The 18,356-nt window shown below is 61.9% G+C and carries 21 protein-coding genes; 11 read left to right on the forward strand and 10 right to left on the reverse strand.

Annotated elements, in window-relative coordinates; translation table 11 throughout:
• Positions 1–225 precede the first annotated feature (225 nt).
• Positions 226–660 carry a MarR family winged helix-turn-helix transcriptional regulator gene (locus OSC50_RS07260; protein WP_266246268.1) on the reverse strand — a complete coding sequence of 145 codons (435 nt, stop codon included), beginning with the start codon at positions 658–660 and terminating at the stop codon, positions 226–228.
• An 81-nt stretch (positions 661–741) separates the two neighbouring features.
• Between OSC50_RS07260 and OSC50_RS07265 the strand changes: the two genes are divergently transcribed.
• On the forward strand, positions 742–1,908 hold the full coding sequence (locus OSC50_RS07265; protein WP_266246267.1) for an aminotransferase-like domain-containing protein: 1,167 nt from the start codon (positions 742–744) through the stop codon (positions 1,906–1,908).
• 10 nt (positions 1,909–1,918) lie between these two features.
• Entirely contained in the window at positions 1,919–2,521 is a 603-nt protein-coding gene (locus OSC50_RS07270) for a glutathione S-transferase family protein (RefSeq protein WP_266246266.1), read from the forward strand.
• A gap of 9 nt (positions 2,522–2,530) precedes the next feature.
• Here OSC50_RS07270 and OSC50_RS07275 read toward each other — a convergent pair whose 3' ends face one another.
• Complete coding sequence (locus OSC50_RS07275; protein ID WP_266246265.1) at positions 2,531–3,427, reverse strand: LysR family transcriptional regulator; 897 nt, start codon at positions 3,425–3,427, stop codon at positions 2,531–2,533.
• Between the two features lie 114 nt (positions 3,428–3,541).
• On the opposite strand from OSC50_RS07275, the gene OSC50_RS07280 reads away from it, so the two are divergent.
• Genes OSC50_RS07280 through OSC50_RS07290 form a run of 3 tightly spaced genes read left to right on the forward strand, consistent with a single transcriptional unit; the run spans position 3,542 to position 6,478 of the window.
• Complete coding sequence (locus OSC50_RS07280) at positions 3,542–4,834, forward strand: CitMHS family transporter (RefSeq protein ID WP_181075718.1); 1,293 nt, start codon at positions 3,542–3,544, stop codon at positions 4,832–4,834.
• A 1-nt stretch (position 4,835) separates the two neighbouring features.
• Positions 4,836–6,161 (forward strand): acyclic terpene utilization AtuA family protein, encoded by a 1,326-nt coding sequence (locus tag OSC50_RS07285; protein WP_266246264.1) that lies wholly within the window; start codon positions 4,836–4,838, stop codon positions 6,159–6,161.
• Positions 6,158–6,478: an AtuA-related protein gene (locus OSC50_RS07290; RefSeq protein ID WP_266246263.1), complete on the forward strand. Its 321-nt coding sequence runs from the start codon at positions 6,158–6,160 to the stop codon at positions 6,476–6,478. Before OSC50_RS07285 ends, OSC50_RS07290 begins: the two co-directional genes overlap by 4 nt.
• 22 nt (positions 6,479–6,500) lie before the next feature.
• On the opposite strand, the gene OSC50_RS07295 is transcribed toward OSC50_RS07290, so the two are convergent.
• The 5 genes from OSC50_RS07295 to OSC50_RS07315 form a co-directional block, all read right to left on the reverse strand.
• Positions 6,501–6,872 (reverse strand): glutathione S-transferase N-terminal domain-containing protein, encoded by a 372-nt coding sequence (locus OSC50_RS07295; RefSeq protein WP_266246261.1) that lies wholly within the window; start codon positions 6,870–6,872, stop codon positions 6,501–6,503.
• Positions 6,873–6,974: 102 nt separating this feature from the next.
• The gene (folE, locus tag OSC50_RS07300; protein ID WP_003236739.1) at positions 6,975–7,520 is read right to left on the reverse strand and encodes a GTP cyclohydrolase I FolE; all 546 of its coding nucleotides are present in this window, start codon (positions 7,518–7,520) and stop codon (positions 6,975–6,977) included.
• A gap of 78 nt (positions 7,521–7,598) precedes the next feature.
• Complete coding sequence (locus tag OSC50_RS07305) at positions 7,599–8,156, reverse strand: Smr/MutS family protein (RefSeq protein ID WP_266246259.1); 558 nt, start codon at positions 8,154–8,156, stop codon at positions 7,599–7,601.
• Positions 8,157–8,230: 74 nt separating this feature from the next.
• A complete protein-coding gene (locus tag OSC50_RS07310; protein WP_034099345.1) occupies positions 8,231–8,551 on the reverse strand; it encodes a hypothetical protein in 321 nt (106 codons plus the stop codon).
• Positions 8,552–8,684: 133 nt separating this feature from the next.
• On the reverse strand, positions 8,685–9,275 hold the full coding sequence (locus tag OSC50_RS07315; RefSeq protein WP_181075704.1) for a cysteine hydrolase family protein: 591 nt from the start codon (positions 9,273–9,275) through the stop codon (positions 8,685–8,687).
• A gap of 241 nt (positions 9,276–9,516) precedes the next feature.
• Here OSC50_RS07315 and prmB point away from each other — a divergent pair, with 241 nt between their 5' ends.
• Positions 9,517–10,425 (forward strand): 50S ribosomal protein L3 N(5)-glutamine methyltransferase, encoded by a 909-nt coding sequence (prmB, locus tag OSC50_RS07320; RefSeq protein WP_181075703.1) that lies wholly within the window; start codon positions 9,517–9,519, stop codon positions 10,423–10,425.
• A 69-nt stretch (positions 10,426–10,494) separates the two neighbouring features.
• Here the strand turns inward: prmB and OSC50_RS07325 are convergent, their stop codons facing one another.
• Both OSC50_RS07325 and OSC50_RS07330 read right to left on the reverse strand, forming a co-directional pair.
• On the reverse strand, positions 10,495–11,301 hold the full coding sequence (locus OSC50_RS07325) for a hypothetical protein (protein ID WP_181075701.1): 807 nt from the start codon (positions 11,299–11,301) through the stop codon (positions 10,495–10,497).
• A gap of 99 nt (positions 11,302–11,400) precedes the next feature.
• The gene (locus OSC50_RS07330) at positions 11,401–12,363 is read right to left on the reverse strand and encodes an alpha/beta hydrolase (protein WP_266246254.1); all 963 of its coding nucleotides are present in this window, start codon (positions 12,361–12,363) and stop codon (positions 11,401–11,403) included.
• Positions 12,364–12,505: 142 nt separating this feature from the next.
• On the opposite strand from OSC50_RS07330, the gene aroC reads away from it, so the two are divergent.
• The 4 genes from aroC to OSC50_RS07350 all read left to right on the forward strand — a co-directional run bounded on the left by aroC (position 12,506) and on the right by OSC50_RS07350 (position 15,750).
• Entirely contained in the window at positions 12,506–13,597 is a 1,092-nt protein-coding gene (aroC, locus tag OSC50_RS07335) for a chorismate synthase (RefSeq protein ID WP_266246252.1), read from the forward strand.
• 4 nt (positions 13,598–13,601) lie between these two features.
• Entirely contained in the window at positions 13,602–14,768 is a 1,167-nt protein-coding gene (locus OSC50_RS07340) for an MFS transporter (RefSeq protein ID WP_266247489.1), read from the forward strand.
• Positions 14,765–15,271 carry an acireductone dioxygenase gene (locus OSC50_RS07345; RefSeq protein WP_266246250.1) on the forward strand — a complete coding sequence of 169 codons (507 nt, stop codon included), beginning with the start codon at positions 14,765–14,767 and terminating at the stop codon, positions 15,269–15,271. Before OSC50_RS07340 ends, OSC50_RS07345 begins: the two co-directional genes overlap by 4 nt.
• A gap of 209 nt (positions 15,272–15,480) precedes the next feature.
• The gene (locus OSC50_RS07350) at positions 15,481–15,750 is read left to right on the forward strand and encodes a response regulator transcription factor (protein WP_266246248.1); all 270 of its coding nucleotides are present in this window, start codon (positions 15,481–15,483) and stop codon (positions 15,748–15,750) included.
• A 60-nt stretch (positions 15,751–15,810) separates the two neighbouring features.
• Here OSC50_RS07350 and OSC50_RS07355 read toward each other — a convergent pair whose 3' ends face one another.
• Complete coding sequence (locus tag OSC50_RS07355; RefSeq protein ID WP_003172952.1) at positions 15,811–16,089, reverse strand: DUF3509 domain-containing protein; 279 nt, start codon at positions 16,087–16,089, stop codon at positions 15,811–15,813.
• A 394-nt stretch (positions 16,090–16,483) separates the two neighbouring features.
• Between OSC50_RS07355 and OSC50_RS07360 the strand changes: the two genes are divergently transcribed.
• Complete coding sequence (locus tag OSC50_RS07360; RefSeq protein ID WP_266246246.1) at positions 16,484–18,307, forward strand: long-chain-acyl-CoA synthetase; 1,824 nt, start codon at positions 16,484–16,486, stop codon at positions 18,305–18,307.
• Positions 18,308–18,356 lie beyond the last annotated feature (49 nt).

Raw genomic sequence — 18,356 nt, forward strand, 5'->3', positions numbered from 1 at the left:
AGGAGGGCGACAGGTCCAGCGTAGGGGCTTCGGATTTGCGGCTATCCACAGCGAGTACTCCTCAAGCATTTTATTGTTATGGCCAGCGCGAAGCGCTGTGAGGTTACCGGCGGGTTTTGTTGACTGATAGGTCAGGAACTCGCACGAAGCGAATTATGCTTTTGTATACAAAGAAAGCAAATAATGTTTTCCATTTTGTGTGCGAAAGGGATGGAAGGCAAACCTCTAGTTATTCGCGCTCAGCGCCATATTCACCGCCAGCCAGCCTTTCACCGCCTCTTCGCCGGCTTCACTGAAAGCGCGCTGCAGCAACTTCACCTGCTCGCGGCGCAAAGACTGTTCGAACCGCCGGCCTTCTTCGCTGAGCTCCAGCAGGCGTTTGCGCTTATCGGTCTGCGACGCCACGCTGCTCACCAAGTGCATTTCCTGCAATTGGCGCAACGGCATGTTCAGCGCCTGCTTGCTTACCCCCAGCAATGCCAGCAACTGCGTCACGCTCAGGGCCGGGTAGCGGGCGATAAAAAACACAATGCGCTGATGTACCCGGCTCAGCCCGCGACGTTCGAGCATTTCATCGGCCTTGGCGGTGAACGCCTGGTAGCCGAAGAAAAACGCTTCCATGGCTTGTTGCTGGCTGTTTTGGTTTTTAAGGTCAAGCATGTTGACGTATCCAGGTGAGCTGTCGTAATTTCGGTCAACCAGTTTGACGTATTTCCCACAGTTTTCGCCAGCGGTGACCTTATGGCCTTCTCCGAACGTGTTACGCGCCTTAAAAGCTCTTTGATCCGTGAAATCCTCGCCGCGGCGCAGCGCCCGGAAGTGATGTCGTTCGCCGGCGGGCTGCCGGCCGAAAGCATGCTGCCGGCGTTGAACTGGGATGATATGCCATTAAACATCGGCCAATACGGCATGAGCGAAGGCGAGCCGCAGTTGCGGGAATTGCTGGCGGCCGAGGCGCGCGCCCTGGGCGTGCCGTGCCAGGCCAGCCAGGTGCTGGTGGTCAGCGGGTCCCAGCAGACCCTGGACCTGGCGGCCAAGCTGTATATCGATCAAGGCACACCCATCCTGCTCGAAGGCCCGACCTACCTGGCCGCGTTGCAGATCTTCCAGCTGTTCGGCGCCGATTGCCTCACTGTGCCCCTGGAGGACGACGGCCCCGACCTGGCCGCGTTGCGCACCAAGCTTGAGCGTCATCGCGCGGCGTTCATCTACTTGATCCCCACCTTCCAGAACCCGTCGGCGGTGCGCTATAGCGAGGCCAAGCGCGACGCCGTCGCCGCGTTGCTCGACGAATTCGGCGTGACCCTGATCGAAGACGAACCCTACCGCGAACTGACCTTCGACGGTGCCAGCGCGCGGCCCATCGTCAGCCGCCTGCACAAGGCCAGTTGGATCTACACCGGCACCGTGTCCAAAACCCTGCTGCCGGGCCTGCGCGTCGGTTACCTGATTGCCAGTCCCGACCTGTTCCCGCATCTGCTCAAGCTCAAGCAATCGGCCGATCTGCACACCAATCGCGTGGGCCAGTGGCAGGCGATGCAGTGGATCGGCACGCCAAATTATCAGCAGCACCTGGTTGAACTGCGCCGTTTTTACCGCGAGCGCCGCGATGGGTTTCAGGCCGCACTGGAACGGCATTTCAGCGAACTCACCGACTGGCAGGTGCCCCAGGGCGGATTATTCTTCTGGCTGACCTTGAAACAGCCGCTCGATACCCGCACCTTATTGGCGCCCGCGCTCGCTGAGAACGTCGCCTTCATGCCCGGCGAACCCTTCTTTTCCGAGCCGGACCAGCACCTGGGCTCACTGCGGCTCAATTTCAGCCATATCGACCCGTCCCGCCTGGACGAAGGTCTGATGCGTCTGGCCGCCGTGATCCGTCAAGCACAGCACGCGCAAGCGGCATAAGGGGAACCCCATGTACAAGGTTTATGGCGATTACCGCTCGGGCAACTGCTACAAGGTCAAATTGATGCTCAACCTGCTGGGCATCCCGTATGAATGGGTGAATGTCGACATCCTCAACGGCGACACCCAGACCGCCGAATTCCTGGCCAAGAACCCCAACGGCAAAATCCCGGTGCTGGAGCTGGAAGACGGCACCTGCCTGTGGGAATCCAACGCAATCCTCAACTTCCTCGCCGACGGCAGCGCGTTTCTGCCGACCGAGCCGCGTTTGCGTACGCAAGTGCTGCAATGGCAGTTCTTCGAGCAGTACAGCCACGAGCCCTACATCGCCGTGGCGCGGTTTATCCAGTACTACCTGAACATGCCGCAAGACCGTCTGGAGGAATACAAAACCACCCATAAAGGCGGCTACAAGGCACTGCGGGTGATGGAGCGTCAACTGCAAGCCACGCCGTATCTGGTGGGTGATCAGTACTCGATTGCCGATATCGCGTTGTATGCCTACACCCATGTGGCGCACGAAGGTGGCTTCGACCTGGCGCCGTACCCAGCGGTGCAGGCTTGGCTGGCGCGGGTAGCCAGTCATCCCCAGCATGTGGCGATGCTGGACTGATTGCCCCATTCAGTTCGATGACGTGCCAGATAACTCATCGTTCAGCAGGTCGAAACAACGCTGCGCTGCCGGGCTCAGTGTTGTCCCACTGCGACAGATCAAACCGATCTCCCGGCTCACCCCGGGATGATCGATGGCGATCCGTTGTAACCCCTCCAGGCTGTCCGCCGCCGATTCCGGCAACACACTGATCCCCAATCCCTGACGCACCAAAGCCAGCACCGTCGACATGTAGTTAGCCTCCATGCCGGCCGTCATGCTCAGCCGCGTCTGGTCGAACAGGGCGTCCACCTGCTCGCGCACACTGCTGTCGCGGCCGGTGAGGATGATCGGCTGGTCCGCCAGCTGTTCAAGGGTCAGGCGTGGCAAAGCCGCGAGGGGATGATCCAATGGCACGAACGCACACAGACGGTCATTGAACACCGGCACGAAATCCAGCCCATGGCTTAACCGGGCCCGCACGCCGATGCCAAAGTCCACGTCGCCGGTGCGCACCCGAGCATGAATGCGGTGGGCCACCACATCGTGCAGGCGCACTTCGATCCCGGCAAAGCGTTCGCGAAACAGCCGCAGCGCCGGGGGCAGGCTACCGGCACACACCGAGGGCAGGGCGGCAATGGTAACCACGCCCCGGCGCAATGCAGCGAGGTCGCGCGAGCCGGTGACGATGTTATCCAGGTCCAGCAGCAGTTTTTCCATAGGGCCGCGCGCTTCCTGGCCGGCAGTGGTGAGGCTGACGTGGCGCGGGCTGCGGTCGAGCAGCGCAATGCCCAGCCACTCTTCCAGTTGCTGCACTTGCACAGTGAGCGCCGAGGGCGACAGGTTCAGTTCGCTGGCGGCCCTGGTAAAGCTGCCGGTGCGGGCGACGGCGAGAAAGGCCTGGATATGCTGGATCGAATTTTTCATCGTTTTGTTTTTCCGAACGTGCCGGGCTGAATATTCCAATTTACAAAGACTACCGCGCTTCCAATACTCCGGGGAAAACAATAACCGGCCACCAAAGGCCGCTCTGGAGTCCCCATGCTCGCTACCCTGGGTGTCATTACCATCCTGTGCCTGCTCGCTGCCGTCATGAGCAAACGTCTCTCGCCGCTGGTGGCGCTGATTGCCTTGCCGATCATCGCCGCGCTGCTCGGTGGGTTCGGCCTGCAAACCAGCGCCTTCATCATCACCGGTATCAAGAACGTCGCCCCCGTGGTCGGCATGTTTGTCTTCGCGATCCTGTTTTTCGGGATCATGACCGACGCGGGCATGCTCGATCCCATCATTGACCGCATCCTGCGCACGGTGGGCACGCGCCCGACACGGATTGTCGTCGGCACCGCGACTCTCGCGTTGCTGGTGCACCTGGACGGTTCCGGCGCGGTGACGTTCCTGGTGACGGTGCCGGCGATGTTGCCGCTCTACACGCGGCTGGGCATCGACAAACGTATCCTTGCCTGTGTATGCGCCATGGCCGCCGGGGTCAACTTTTTGCCGTGGACCGGCCCGGTGCTGCGCTCCTCGGCCGCGCTGCATGTGCCGGTGGCGGATCTGTTCCAGCCGCTGATTCCGGTGCAGATCGTGGGGTTGATCTTTGTGTTCGCCTGCGCCTGGTGGCTGGGCCGCCGCGAAGAAAAACGCCTGGGCCTGGGCGCGGGGTCCACGGTGGACGCCGTGCCGCAACGCGTGCTCAGCGAGGATGACCTCAAGCTGCGGCGCCCACGCCTGTTCTGGCTCAACCTGATCCTGACGGTGCTGGTGATGGTGGTGATGATTGCCGGTTGGGTTGACCCGGTGGTGATGTTCATGCTCGGCACCGTCGTGGCGCTGTGCATCAATTACCCGAACGTGGACGCCCAGCGTGCGCGCATCGATGCCCATGCAAAAACCGCGTTGACCATGGCCAGTATCCTGCTCGCCGCCGGAGTGTTCACCGGCATCATGCAGGGCACCGGCATGCTCAAGGCCATCGCCGAAGTAGCGGTGGCGCAGATTCCTGCGGGCCACGGCAAGCTGATCCCGGCGGTGGTGGGCTTTATATCCATGCCGCTGAGCATGCTCTTCGATCCCGATTCCTACTATTTCGGTGTGATGCCGGTGATTGCCGAAGTCGGCAAGGCCCTCGGCGTCGACCCCCTGCAAGTGGCCCAGGCCTCGCTGTTGGGCGTGCACACCACCGGTTTCCCGGTCAGCCCGTTGACCCCGGCGACGTTCCTGTTGGTGGGCCTGTGCAAAATCGAACTGGCCGATCACCAGCGCTTCACCATTCCGTTTCTGTTTGCCGCGTCAGTGTTGATGACCCTGACCGCGTTGCTTTTGGGAGTGATCTGACATGAACACTTTGCGCATCGGTTCCGGCGCCGGCTATTCCGGCGACCGCATCGAACCGGCCGTCGAATTGGCCGAGCACGGCGACCTGGATTATCTGGTCTTCGAATGCCTGGCCGAACGCACCATCGCCCTGGCCCAGCAAACCCGCATCAGCGACCCCCAGGGCGGCTACGACCCGCTGCTGGGCGAGCGCATGCGTCGGGTGCTGCCGTTTGTGGGCGCGCAGTCGGGGCGTCGGCGTCTGCGGGTGATTACCAATATGGGCGCGGCCAACCCGCTGTCGGCGGCTGATGAGGTGCGGCGCATCGCCCATGAGCTGGGCCTGGATCTCAAAGTACTGGCGGTGGTCGGCGACGACGTATTGCCGCTGCTGCGTCCCGAGCAGGTGCTGGACAACGGCCAGACCCTTGCCTCACTCGGCGCGCGAGTGATCTCGGCGAACGCCTACTTGGGCGTCGACGGCATCCTTGAGGCCCTGCGCGCCGAGGCCGACGTTGTCATCACCGGTCGCGTGGCCGACCCATCGCTGTTCCTTGCGCCGCAGATGTTTGAATTCGGCTGGGCCGCGCACGATTGGCCGCGTCTGGGGCGTGGCACGCTGGTCGGGCATTTGCTCGAGTGCGCGGGGCAGGTCAGCGGCGGCTATTTTGCCGATCCGGGGTTCAAGGACGTGGAGGATCTGGCGCGGCTGGGTTTTCCGTTGGCCGAAATCGATGCCGAGGGCGGCGCGGTGATCACCAAGGTCGCAGGTTCCGGTGGGCGAGTCAGCGCTGCCACCTGCACCGAGCAGTTGATCTATGAGGTGCATGACCCGGCGGCCTATCTCACCCCCGATGTGACTGCGGACTTTTCCCAGGTGAGTTTTGTCGAGGAGGGCGTGGACCGTGTGCGCGCTCTGGGCGCCGATGGCCGTGGGCGACCATCGCAGTTGAAGGTCAGCGTGGGCTATCTGGATGGCTGGATCGGGGAAGGGCAGATGTCCTACGGGGGCCCCGGCGCTGTCGCACGGGCGCAGTTGGCGCGGGATGTGGTGCTCAAGCGTCTTGAATTGATGGGAGTGAAGATGCAGGACGTACGCGCCGAATTGATCGGCATGGATTCGCTGCACGGTCCGCGCAATAGCGTGGAGCCCTGGGAAGTGCGCCTGCGCGTCGCCGCTCGCTGTGCAGAACGCAGCGACGCCGTGCGCGTCGGTAACGAAGTGGAAACCCTGTACACCAACGGCCCGTCCGGCGGCGGCGGTGCCAGCAAAAGCGTGCGCCAGGTGGTGGCGGTAGCGTCGCTGCTGCTGCCGCGCGACGCTGTCAACCAGAGGATCCGGGCATGAAACTGCACACTCTGGCCCATTCCCGTACCGGCGATAAGGGCGATACGTCGAACATCTCGATCATTGCCTACCGCGCCGAGGATTATCCGTTGCTGTGCGAGCAGCTCACCGCCGAGCGGGTCGCCGCGTTTTTTGCCGGGCTGCTCACGCCGGGCGCGGCGCCGGTGCGGCGCTATGAACTGCCCAACGTGCACGCGCTGAACTTCGTGCTGCCGGGGATACTGCGCGGCGGCGTGACCCGCTCACTGGCACTGGATGCCCATGGCAAGTGCCTCGGCTCGGCGCTGCTGGACCTGGATGTGCCAATACCGAACTGACGGTGGGGGCGGTGCAGGCGTGTCAGATCGCCGCAAACCGCTTGTCCAGGTAATCGATGATCACCTTGGAGTCGTACATCCAGGTGGTCTGGCCGTTTCCTTCGATACGCAGGCACGGCACCTTGATCTTGCCGCCTTGCTCCAGCAGGGTCTGACGGTCCTGCTCATTGTTCTTGGCGTCCTTGAGCGCCACCGGCACATTCAGGCGATGCAGGGTGCGGCGGGTCTTCACGCAGAACGGGCAGGCGTGGAACTGGTACAGGGTCAGGCCCTTGGCCGCTTCGTTGACCTGTGCCTGCTGCTCGGCGGGGCGCTGCTTTTTGCGAGGACGGGTCAGCAAATCGCCCGCGATGATGACGTGGCCGAGGCCCACTCGAAGTGCTTTGACGAACATGGCTGAAACCTCTTGCCGAACACAGAAGGGGCCGCAGCTTACCTGATTTGTGCAGGCGAAAAAAAAACCGGCGATGAGCGCCGGTTTTTTTTACGCAGCCCGTTACTTGATCAGACTGAGGAATTCGCTGCGAGTGGCCGCGTTTTCTCGGAATTCACCGAGCATCACCGAGGTGATCATCGACGAATTCTGCTTCTCCACACCGCGCATCATCATGCACATGTGCTTGGCTTCGATCACCACCGCCACGCCCAGCGCGCCGGTCACCTGCAACACGGCATCGGCGATCTGGCGGCTGAGGTTTTCCTGGATCTGCAGGCGGCGCGCGTACATATCGACAATCCGCGCCACCTTGGACAGGCCCAGCACCTTGCCGCTCGGGATGTAGGCCACATGGGCCTTGCCGATGAACGGCAGCAGGTGGTGTTCGCACAGCGAGTACAACTCGATGTCCTTGACCAGCACCATTTCGCTGTTGTCGGAACTGAACAGGGCACCGTTGGTGACCTCTTCGAGCGTCTGTTCATAGCCGCGGCAAAGGTACTGCATCGCCTTGGCGGCACGCTTGGGCGTATCGAGCAGGCCCTCGCGGGAAACGTCCTCGCCGAGTTGGCCGAGGATCGCGGTGTAATTCTGTTCCAGGGACATGAAACTACCTGTGGGATTTTCGCAAAGCGCAAGGTTACGGTGGCGGGCACATCGCTGCAAGCACGACGACGGCACTTGTTACTCGTCGCGCCCTTCCATCATGGTCCGCTTGAGCATCACATACACCGCCCCCGCGCCGCCGTGGCGGGCCTGGCACGAGGTAAAGCCGAGTACCTGGGCATGCTGGCGCAGCCAGGTGTTGACGTGGCTCTTGATCATCGGCCGCTTGCCGTCCAGCCGCACGGCCTTGCCGTGGGTGACGCGCACGCAGCGGATTTCGAACTTGGTCGCTTCGGCGAGAAAGGCCCACAGGGTTTCCCGGGCTTTTTCCACGGTCATGCCGTGCAGGTCCAGGCTGCCTTCGAAGGGGATCTGGCCGGCCTTGAGCTTGCGCACCTGGCTTTCCTGCACGCCGTCGCGGGCCCACATCAACTCGTCTTCGGGGCCGACGTCGATCACGAACTGGTCCGACAGGCCATCCACCGTGGTGGCGTCGGTGCGCACGGTCGCGGCCTGGCGCAGTGTGGCGATCTGCGCGCGGTCGGCCTTGGGTTTACCGGTGTCGGCACGATCGTGTTTGATCGGCTTGACGCCGCGCAGCTCGTTTTTGAACAGGGAAAAATCGTCGTCTTGCATGTCAGCCTCCGCGAAGGGCGGGCAGTTTACCTAAATCGCGGCGGCCGGGCGCAGGAAACGCTATCCAAGCGCCACTAGTCGTGCTTCTTCATCAAGTGCGAGGCAATGTTCAATGACAGCGGCTGCCGCATGCGGCGTCGGCTGCGGCGCCACAACCACACGCCCAGCCACAGCACCAGCAGGCCAATGCCCAGCAGCAGGGCCGAACCGCCCGGGCTGGCATTCAATTCGCCAAGCGCCGGTGAGTGACCAAACAGACCGGCGCCACCAGCGCCCGCCAACAGCACACCTACAATCGCCAGCAACGCGGCAATGCCGGCCACCAGGCGCAGACGCCAATTGCTCGGGCCCTTGGGGCGCAAGCGACGAGCGTCAAAACCATCGGATATCTTCATCCCGACCTTTCCTCCAGGGTATCGGCCCTTCGACCGGAAGATACCCAGGTTGTTCCGGCGGGAGGGGTAAATGCGCCAAATGAAAGGGCGTGGCGGATGAGCGGGGGAATAAACCCGCTCATCCCGGCAGCGATCAGATCAGATCTTTGGTCAGGGCGAGGGTGGCGAAGTTGTCGGCCATGATCGCCATTTCGGTTTGCTGCACCTGCTCGGCACCCAGCACGCCGCCTTTGTAGGGCAGGTCGCGGGTGGCGCAGGCATCTTCCACCAGGGTGCAGCGAAACCCCAGGTTCTTGGCTGCGCGCACCGTGGTGCTGACGCTGGAGTGGCTCATGAAACCGCAGACGATCAGGTCCAGGGAACCCAGGTTTTGCAGTCGGTCGAGCAGTTCGGTGCCATGGAAAGCGCTGGGCAGCAGTTTGCCGATGATGGTTTCGTCAGCGGCAGGTTCCAGGCCCGGGATGAATTCACCGCGCTCGCCTTGTGGGTCGAACAGGCCGCCCACGGTGCCCAGGTGACGCACATGCACGATCGGGCGCCCGGCTTCGCGCGCCGCCGCGACCAGTTGCTTGATATTGGCCACGGCCGCGTCCATGCCCGAGAGGGCGAGTGGGCCGCTGAGGTACTCCTTCTGGGCGTCGATGATCACAAGGGTCGCATGGCTGAGGTTGGCAGCTGCGTAACCACGACCGCTGAGTTGAAACATCGTCTTTGGAACGGACATTCTGGGGGCTCCTGTGAGGGGGGCATTTGCGACATTGTCCACTGGCTGAGCGCTTCTGTGAATCGCTACCATCGTAAGGTACGCCGTTGCTGGCGTGCAGCCATGTCAAGAGGCGAACTCGTCTGGCGCAATACTGGCAATTTGGATGAAATCCGACGTATGGCACCAGGTTTTTCGTACATCGTCGGTACAGGCGAAGGCTGTTAGAATCGCCAGTTGTTTTTTCCAGGAGTCTGCCCCAGTGATCACTTCCCGCCTGCGCACCTTGCGCGACCATATCCGTTGGGCTGTCAGCCGTTTCCATGGGGAAGACCTGTTTTTTGGCCATGGCACCGACAATGCCTGGGATGAAGCCCGTCAGTTGGTGCTCGGCGCCCTCCATCTGCCATGGGAAATGGCCGACAGCTACCTGGACTGCAACCTCGAAGAAGAGGAAATCTCTCACGTCCAGCGCCTGCTGCATCGCCGCATCCATGAGCGCGTGCCCACGGCTTACCTGCTGGGCGAGGCGTGGTTCTGCGGCATGTCGTTTATCGTCGACAAGCGGGTGCTGATCCCGCGCTCACCGATTGGCGAACTGATCGAAAACCGCTTCGAACCCTGGCTGGCCCAACCCCCGGCGCGCATCCTCGACCTGTGCACCGGTTCCGGTTGCATCGGCATCGCCTGTGCGTACGAGTTCCCGGATGCCGAAGTGGTGCTGGGGGATCTGTCCTTTGAAGCCCTGGAAGTGGCCAACCAGAACATCGAGCGTCATGGCCTCGATCAGCGTGTGTACACCGTGCAGGGCGACGGTTTCGACGGCCTGCCGGCGCAGCGCTTTGACTTGATTGTCTCCAACCCGCCGTATGTAGACGCCGAGGATTTTGCCGACATGCCGGACGAATACCAGCACGAGCCGGAGTTGGGCCTGGCCTGCGGGGATGACGGCTTGAACCTGGTACGGCGCATGCTCGCCGAAGCGGCGGACCACCTGACCGAAAAAGGTTTGCTGATCGTCGAAGTGGGCAACAGCCAGGTGCATGTCCAAGCGCTGTACCCGCAAGTGGACTTTGCGTGGCTGGAGTTCCAGCGCGGCGGGCACGGGGTGTTCATGTTGACTGCCGAACAGTGCCGCGCCCATCAAGCGGTGTTCGCCGCCAAGGTTTAAAGGCAGGGGCACAGGTAAAAAGGTGGGAGGCAGGCTTGCCTCCTCCCACATGGATCGCCTTTCAAACGGCTACCGGTGCGTGGCAATCCAGATCAACAACCCCGCTTGAAACACCGTAAACGCCACCAGGCAGGTGATGGTAAAGCGCAAGCCGCTGTCTTCGCGTTTGAACTTGGTGACCTTTTCTTCTTCCTTGCGCAGCTTCACTTCCTGTTCCAGCAGGTTCTGCTCCGCCTGTTGCAGCATTTGCGCGGCTTCAAGGATTTCCACGAACTGCACCTTCTCGGTGTTCCAGCTGTCCAGCACGGCGCTGACCTTGCCGGGTTGCACATTGCCTTTGAGGTGCTGCACGTCGGCGTAGGCCACGTCGAAGCCCTGGACGCGCAAGAAGTGATCGCGGCGCAGGCGTGTGGATTCGTTGAGGGCGTCCTTGTTGGCCAGGTCGACGCCGTCGACGCGGTAATGGCCCCCGTGCTTTTTCGCCCACGCCGCAGCCTGGGCCACCAGGAATCGACCGATGCCACGGTTGGGCGGTTCGATTTCCAGGCTGTTGCCGGGGCCGAAATGCACGCGATGTGTATCGTGGTCCACCCACACATCCAGATGGTTCTGCTCACGGCGCACGCGCTGGCCGGGCAGTTGGATAACCATGCGCAGCAAACTGCGGTGCTTGTCGTTGCGCTCGGCATAGCCGAACTGCACGAACCGCAGCGGCCGTGCACCGGTGGCGCGGTCGGTGGCCAGGGGCGCCAGGCGCAGCATCTTGAAATGTTCGGCTTGAACATCCGCCCACGGCAAAGGCGCCGCGTCGGCAACCTCGGGTGGCGCGGCCGAGGCGTCGGCGGTCGGTTCGGGTAGTACTTCAGTGGTTGTCATGCGGTGCGATCCTGTCCAGGCCCAGCGAGCCGACAGTCTTTTTACTGTCGACCCTGGGCTTATCGGCCGGATTTGCCAGAACTGGAGGTAATTTGTCGCTTATCGGGTTTGAAGTCCGTCGATAAAGCGCACTATGCGGTTGCCCAGCTCTGCGGCAAGCGGCAGTTGCGGGTCGTTGTAGGATGCCAGCTGCTGTTTCACCTCCTTGGGCACGATGCGCATCACATGATTCATGCCGTCGATCACCACCAATTGCGCGTCAGGTTTGGCCTGCTTGAGTTGCTGTGCGTCGCTCACGCCCACCTGGATGTCGTGGGTGCCCTGGATAATCAGTGCCGGCATGCTCAGCTTGGCGAACGCGGCCGACGGGTCGGCGCGGAACAGGCTGATCAGATACGGCTGCACGCTCGGTCGGAAAATACCTTCCAGCGGAGCAGGGACATCGGCGTCCACCTGGCCGGCCTTGAGGTGGTCGAGGATCTCATTGCTGCGCAGCAGCAGCGCAGGGGGCAGGTGATCGGCCAGTTGCTGGCGGATCACCTGGTCGACCGGGCGCGCACTGCCCGATAAGGAAATCACGCCAGCCGGTTGCAGCTGCGGCGCCGCGAGCGCCGCCACCAGTGCGCCCTCGCTGTGACCCAGCACGATCACCGGGCCCATGCGCTTGTCGGCCTTGAGCAGCTTGCCCCAGGCTACAGCGTCGGCGACATAGGCATCCAGAGTCAGGTTGCGTTCGTCCGGGGTGGCGGCCAGGCTGGCGGCCACGCCGCGCTTGTCGTAGCGCACGCTGGCAATGTTGTGCCGGGCCAGCACCCAGGCCAGGCGCTTGAGGCTGTCGTTGCGTGCGCCGTCGGCGCTGTTGCCGTTGCGATCGGTAGGCCCGGAACCGGCAATGATCAACACCACCGGCACCGGGCGGTCCGACTGCGGCAGCAGCAGCGAGCCGAACAACTCGCCATTGCCCGTATCGAGGCTGATAGGCCGTTGCAGTACAACGGGGGAGGCGGCGTGAGCCAGGGTGGTCAAGAGGGTGAGGGTGAACAGCAAAACTCGCAGCATCATCGCGCCATCATCAGGGAGGTGCCGGTTGGACCCATGCCGACCGGTAAGGTTTCGAGGATGAACTAGTCGGTGGGCCCGCGTATACTGGCGCGCTTGGTTATCACCCCTGAGTGATTACAACTGATTTCACGGAGCGCCCTGCATGTCCGGCAATACCTTCGGCAAGCTGTTCACTGTCACCACCGCGGGCGAAAGCCATGGCCCGGCGTTGGTCGCCATTGTCGACGGCTGCCCGCCCGGCCTTGAGTTGAGCCTGGACGACCTGCAGCGTGACCTCGACCGCCGCAAGCCCGGCACCAGCCGCCACACCACCCAGCGCCAGGAACCCGATGAAGTCGAGATCCTCTCCGGCGTGTTCGAAGGCCGCACCACCGGCTGCGCCATCGGCCTGCTGATTCGCAATACCGATCAGAAGTCCAAGGACTATTCGGCGATCAAGGACCTGTTCCGCCCGGCCCACGCCGACTACACCTACCACCACAAATACGGTGAGCGCGACTACCGTGGCGGCGGCCGCAGTTCGGCGCGGGAAACCGCCATGCGCGTGGCCGCCGGGGCTATTGCCAAGAAATACCTGGCAACCCAGGGCATCCTGATCCGTGGCTACATGAGCCAGCTTGGCCCGATTGAAATCCCGTTCAAGACCTGGGACAGCGTGCAAGACAACGCGTTTTTCTGCCCCGACCCGGACAAGGTGCCCGAGCTGGAGGCCTACATGGACCAGCTGCGCCGTGACCAGGATTCGGTCGGCGCCAAGATCACCGTGGTCGCCGAAGGCGTCAAGCCGGGCCTCGGCGAGCCGATTTTCGACCGTCTCGACGCCGAACTGGCCCACGCGCTGATGAGCATCAATGCGGTCAAGGGCGTGGAGATCGGCGCCGGTTTCGCCTGTGTCGCCCAGCGCGGCACCGAGCATCGCGATGAGCTGACGCCGCAAGGTTTCCTCAGCAACAACGCGGGCGGTATCCTCGGTGGTATTTCTTCCGGCCAGCCCATCGTTGCGCACCTGGCACTCAAAGCCACGTCGAGCATCACCACCCCGGGCCGCTCGATCGACGTGCACGGCAACCCGGTGGACGTGATCACCAAGGGTCGTCACGATCCCTGCGTCGGCATCCGCGCCACGCCGATCGCCGAAGCAATGATGGCCATCGTGCTGATGGACCATCTGCTGCGCAATCGCGGGCAAAACGCCGATGTGCGTGTGAGTACACCGGTGCTGGGCCATCTGTGACGGGCTGGTTGTGACAGCCCTTCCGTATTGGCGCCTCTCCAGTTTCTATCTGTTCTACTTCGCCCTGCTGGGGGCGACGGCACCGTTCCTGGCGCTGTACTTCGATCACCTGGGGTTCTCCAGCGCGCGTATCGGCGAGCTGGTGGCCATCCCCATGCTGATGCGCTGCGTGGCCCCGAACCTGTGGGGCTGGCTGGGTGACTACACCGGTCGTCGCCTGGCCATCGTGCGTTTTGGCGCGGTGTGTACGTTGCTGAGTTTTTCGCTGATTTTCGTCAGCCACAGCTACGCCTGGCTGGCGCTGGTGATGGCGCTGCATGCGTTCTTCTGGCACGCGGTGTTGCCGCAGTTTGAAGTCATCACCCTGGCTCACCTGCAAACACAGACTTCACGCTACAGCCAGATCCGCCTGTGGGGCTCCATCGGTTTTATCCTCACCGTGGTCATCATGGGCCGCCTGTTCGATTGGCTGAGCCTGGACATTTACCCGGTGGTGGTCGTGGTGATCATGGCCGGGATTATCGGCGCCAGCCTGTGGGTGCCAAATGCGCAACCGGCCAGCCACGGCAATCGCCTGGCCGGGGATGGTTTCCTCAAGCAACTGCGCAGCCCCGGCGTGCTGGCGTTTTACCTGTGCGTGGCGCTGATGCAGATGAGCCACGGCCCGTATTACACATTTCTGACCTTGCACCTCGAGCACCTGGGCTACAGCCGTGGGGTGATCGGGTTGCTATGGGCGCTGGGGGTGGTGGCCGAAGTGCTGATGTTCCTCGGCATGAGCCGTATCCTCACGCGTTTTTCGCTGCGCCGGGTGCTGCTGGCCAGCTTTGTGCTGGCGGCGCTGCGCTGGTTACTGTTGGGCAGCTTTGCCGAATTCTTCTGGGTGTTGCTGCTGGCGCAGGTGATGCACGCCGCGACCTTCGGCAGTTTCCATGCCGCCGCGATTGCCTTCGTGCAGCGCAGCTTCGGCGCCAGACAACAGGGCCAGGGCCAGGCGCTGTACGCTGCGTTGTCCGGCACCGGCGGTGCCTTGGGCGCGCTGTATGCCGGTTACAGCTGGAACCTGTTGGGCCCGACCTTCACCTTTAGTCTTGCCAGCGTCGCCGCCCTGGCCGCGGCCGTTATCATCGGCTTTCGATTGCACGAGCAGAACCAAGGAACCCCTCAATGAGCTATGTCGCCGTCTACCACGTCGCTGCACCGGATACGCCGAACAAGGTCCTGACCCATGTCGAAGATATCGCCAGCACCCTGGCCGAGCACGGTGTACGGTTCGAGCGCTGGCAACCCGGCCCGATCGAGAAGGGCGCCAGCGACGCCGTGATGATCGAGGCCTATCGCGCACCGATCAATGACCTGGGCTACAGCAACGTCGAGGTACTCAACATCACACACCCTTTCCCGGCACGCGCCGAACAGCGTTGCCGAGACACCCACGGCTATTTTTTCATCGCCGGCCAAGGACTCTTCGGCCTGCACATGGGCGAGGACGTCTACATCGTGCGCTGCGAGAAAAACGATCTACTGATCGTGCCGGCCGACACAGCGCACTGGCTGGACTTCGGTGAGCATCCCCATGCCGTGGCGCTGCGCATGTTCAACAGCGCCGAGGGTTGCGTGCCGGTATTGACCGCAGACGCCATCGCCGGCTGTTTTCCCGGTTTGGACGATTAGGCCCTTGCGTCAGAATCTTCAATCCCGAAACGTTGTAAGTTTGTGTGGGAAGTAGCTGAGTCAGTTGTAGGGCGCTGCTGTTTATCCTGAGCCCTGCCCATGGGCGCTCCTGGTTGTGTAACTCTTCTGCGGCCTCAGTGTTTGTATCGCCTGTCAATAGGAGGAATCCGAAGGGTGATAAGGCATTAGCCAATAAAAGGAGAGAACCGATGAATCGCCCAGAGGAGCCGTTTGAAGCGTCGTATTCCGTGCCTAATGCTGTCAGAAGGCGCCTTAACCTGTCCGGCAAAGCGCTGACCTGTTCAGAGTTGGAGATCCTGCGATGGGCCTCGGAAGGCAAGACTGTCTGGGAAATCAGCCAGATTCGCGCCACGTCCGAGGCCACAGTGAAATTTCACCTGCGCAATATCTACGGCAAATTGCAGGTCAACAATCGCGTGCAAGCGATGAACGAAGCCGCACGCCGGGGCCTATGTTGAACCCACAAAAAAGGGCCGCGACGCTCAACGGCGTCGCGGCCCTTTTTTTGCGCTGCTGACTTACGCGGAATGGTAAGTCGGCAGGGCGAAGCGATTCTGGCTTTGCAGCATGGAAATCTGCGGCAGCTCGCTGGCTTGCTCGGCCAGGTCACGGCGGATCGCGCTGATCACCCAGGTCAGTTGGTCGGCGGTGTGCAACTGCTGGTAAGAGATCGAACGCTTGACCTGCTTGCCTTCACTGTTGCGCAGGGTCAACAGGATGCCGCCGTCCGGACGAGGCTGAGTGGTGACGTCGTAGTTGGAGAATACCGAAGCGAATTTATCTTGGATCAGGCTCATGTTTATCAGCTCCATTGGCTCAAGTGGGCAAGCATGGAGTGATAGGTGCAGCGATTGTGCCAGCTAGCAGAAATTAAAAAACTCTTTATAAATCATAGGCTTGCAAAAAATCAGAATTTTCGATTTCGTGCAATTTGCATGAATGGCCATCATGCATCCTGCATTTTGCGTTACTCGATGCGGTGCAATCGGCATCTGGTTATGTTTAAAGACTGCGCAGGCGCCGCTAAATTCCCTTTTGCCGAGCACGCCTGTCGGGATACAAAACTTTTCAAATCCCGCGTGTACAGCTGAAGAGGGGCTCACGTATTTTCCCGCTAGGTATCTGGCAGCGTCCTACGGTGAAGCTGCTGCCTGTGCATCATTCGAAGAATAAGAAAAAGGACGTTCCACCATGAACCCTCCGCACGGCGACATGATCACCTGGGGCAAGATGCTGCGTAAGGTGCCCGCCATTGTCCGCGCGCTGCCGCGCGTGGTGCGCGGCCTGCGCGCGGCGAATGTCACCGACCCCGGCCAACCGTGCGGGCTGGGTTGGCACTTCGAGCAAGCCACCTTGCGCAACCCGCACGGCCACGCGGTGCTGTATGGCGACCGCGTGCTCAGTTACGCCGACGTCAATCGGCAGGCCAACCGTATCGCCCATTACCTGCAGGCCCAAGGCGTGGGCAAGGGGGACGTCGTTGCGCTGTTTATTGAAAACCGCCCCGAGTTGCTGCTGTGTGTGCTGGCGGTAGCCAAGCTGGGTGGCGTCTGCGCGATGGTCAATACCGCGCAAACCCAGGCAACGTTGGTGCACAGCCTCAACCTGGTCAGCCCGGTGGCGATTGTGGTCGGCGGGGAATTGATGGGGGCCTATGACGCTGTGCGCGATCAGGTATCGATCCAGGCCGCGCGCACCTGGTTCATTCCTGACCAGCCCGCACCAGAGCCCGAGGGCTATATCGAACTGATCGCGGCCAGTGCCGACTGCCCGGAGGGCAACCCGGCCAGCACTGCCCAGGTGTTCTTCAACGACCCCTGTTTCTATATCTATACCTCCGGCACGACTGGCCTGCCCAAGGCCGGCATCATGAAACACGGGCGCTGGACCAGGACCGCCGTGAGTTTCGGCCGTATCGCCCTGGACATGGGCCCTGACGAAGTTCTCTATTGCACCTTGCCGCTGTACCACGCCACCGGCCTGTGTGTGTGCTGGGGCTCGGCGATTGTCGGCGCGTCGGGGTTCGCTATCCGCCGCAAGTTCAGCGCCAGCCAGTTCTGGGACGATGTGCGCACGTTCAACGCGACCACCCTGGGCTATGTGGGGGAGTTGTGCCGTTACCTGCTCGACCAGCCGCCGAGCGAAAGCGATCGAGCCCACCGTGTCACCAAAATGGTCGGCAATGGCCTGCGCCCCGGTGTATGGGCCCAGTTCAAGGCGCGATACGGCGTGGCGCATGTCTGCGAGTTATACGCTGCCAGTGACGGCAATATCGGTTTTACCAACGTGCTGAATTTCGACAACACCATCGGCTTTTGCCTGCAGCATTGGGCACTGGTGGACTACGCCCATGACAGCGGCGAACCCATTCGTGGCGGCGATGGTTTCATGCGCAAGGTGCAGACGGGCGGGCAGGGGCTGTTGCTGGCCAGGATCGATGACAAGTCGCCCTTCGACGGTTACACCGACCCGGAAAAGAATCTCAGGGTCATCCTCACCGACGTCTTCGAACCGGGTGATCGTTACTTCAATACCGGCGATCTGTTGCGCAGCATCGGGTTCGGCCATGCGCAGTTCGTCGATCGCCTGGGGGACACTTATCGTTGGAAGGGTGAAAACGTCTCCACCACCGAGGTCGAGAATGTGCTGCTGCAGCATCCGCAGATCGCCGAAGTGGTGGCCTATGGCGTTGAAATCAACAACACCAACGGGCGCGCCGGCATGGTCGCGATCACCCCAAGCGAGTCCCTGGCCGCACTGGACATGCGTGAACTGCTGCAATTTGCCCACAGTCAGTTGCCCCCCTACGCAGTGCCGCTATTCCTGCGGATCAAGGTGCAGATGGAAACCACCGGCACCTTCAAGTACCAGAAAGTACGGCTTAAGGAAGAAGCCTTTGACCCGGCCAGGGCGGGCAACGACCCGGTGTATGCCTGGCTGCCGGGGTCGCAGGGGTACGTACCGGTCACCGGTGAGTTACTGGCGCAAATCCAGGGCGGCCATTTTCGCTATTGATTGTGGCTATGGGGGCTTTTGACAAAAAAGCCATGACAGTGGGGAACTC

Origin of the sequence: Pseudomonas quebecensis, assembly GCF_026410085.1 — a bacterium.
GTDB lineage: Bacteria > Pseudomonadota > Gammaproteobacteria > Pseudomonadales > Pseudomonadaceae > Aquipseudomonas > Aquipseudomonas quebecensis.

Bases quoted from the DNA above. Each gene is read 5' to 3' on its own strand.
- OSC50_RS07260 (WP_266246268.1), bottom strand. From the start codon at position 660: ATGCTTGACCTTAAAAACCAAAACAGCCAGCAACAAGCCATGGAAGCG.
- OSC50_RS07265 (WP_266246267.1), top strand. From the start codon at position 742: ATGGCCTTCTCCGAACGTGTTACGCGCCTTAAAAGCTCTTTGATCCGT.
- OSC50_RS07270 (WP_266246266.1), top strand. From the start codon at position 1,919: ATGTACAAGGTTTATGGCGATTACCGCTCGGGCAACTGCTACAAGGTC.
- OSC50_RS07275 (WP_266246265.1), bottom strand. From the start codon at position 3,427: ATGAAAAATTCGATCCAGCATATCCAGGCCTTTCTCGCCGTCGCCCGC.
- OSC50_RS07280 (WP_181075718.1), top strand. From the start codon at position 3,542: ATGCTCGCTACCCTGGGTGTCATTACCATCCTGTGCCTGCTCGCTGCC.
- OSC50_RS07285 (WP_266246264.1), top strand. From the start codon at position 4,836: ATGAACACTTTGCGCATCGGTTCCGGCGCCGGCTATTCCGGCGACCGC.
- OSC50_RS07290 (WP_266246263.1), top strand. From the start codon at position 6,158: ATGAAACTGCACACTCTGGCCCATTCCCGTACCGGCGATAAGGGCGAT.
- OSC50_RS07295 (WP_266246261.1), bottom strand. From the start codon at position 6,872: ATGTTCGTCAAAGCACTTCGAGTGGGCCTCGGCCACGTCATCATCGCG.
- folE (WP_003236739.1), bottom strand. From the start codon at position 7,520: ATGTCCCTGGAACAGAATTACACCGCGATCCTCGGCCAACTCGGCGAG.
- OSC50_RS07305 (WP_266246259.1), bottom strand. From the start codon at position 8,156: ATGCAAGACGACGATTTTTCCCTGTTCAAAAACGAGCTGCGCGGCGTC.
- OSC50_RS07310 (WP_034099345.1), bottom strand. From the start codon at position 8,551: ATGAAGATATCCGATGGTTTTGACGCTCGTCGCTTGCGCCCCAAGGGC.
- OSC50_RS07315 (WP_181075704.1), bottom strand. From the start codon at position 9,275: ATGTCCGTTCCAAAGACGATGTTTCAACTCAGCGGTCGTGGTTACGCA.
- OSC50_RS07325 (WP_181075701.1), bottom strand. From the start codon at position 11,301: ATGACAACCACTGAAGTACTACCCGAACCGACCGCCGACGCCTCGGCC.
- OSC50_RS07330 (WP_266246254.1), bottom strand. From the start codon at position 12,363: ATGATGCTGCGAGTTTTGCTGTTCACCCTCACCCTCTTGACCACCCTG.
- aroC (WP_266246252.1), top strand. From the start codon at position 12,506: ATGTCCGGCAATACCTTCGGCAAGCTGTTCACTGTCACCACCGCGGGC.
- OSC50_RS07345 (WP_266246250.1), top strand. From the start codon at position 14,765: ATGAGCTATGTCGCCGTCTACCACGTCGCTGCACCGGATACGCCGAAC.
- OSC50_RS07350 (WP_266246248.1), top strand. From the start codon at position 15,481: ATGAATCGCCCAGAGGAGCCGTTTGAAGCGTCGTATTCCGTGCCTAAT.
- OSC50_RS07355 (WP_003172952.1), bottom strand. From the start codon at position 16,089: ATGAGCCTGATCCAAGATAAATTCGCTTCGGTATTCTCCAACTACGAC.
- OSC50_RS07360 (WP_266246246.1), top strand. From the start codon at position 16,484: ATGAACCCTCCGCACGGCGACATGATCACCTGGGGCAAGATGCTGCGT.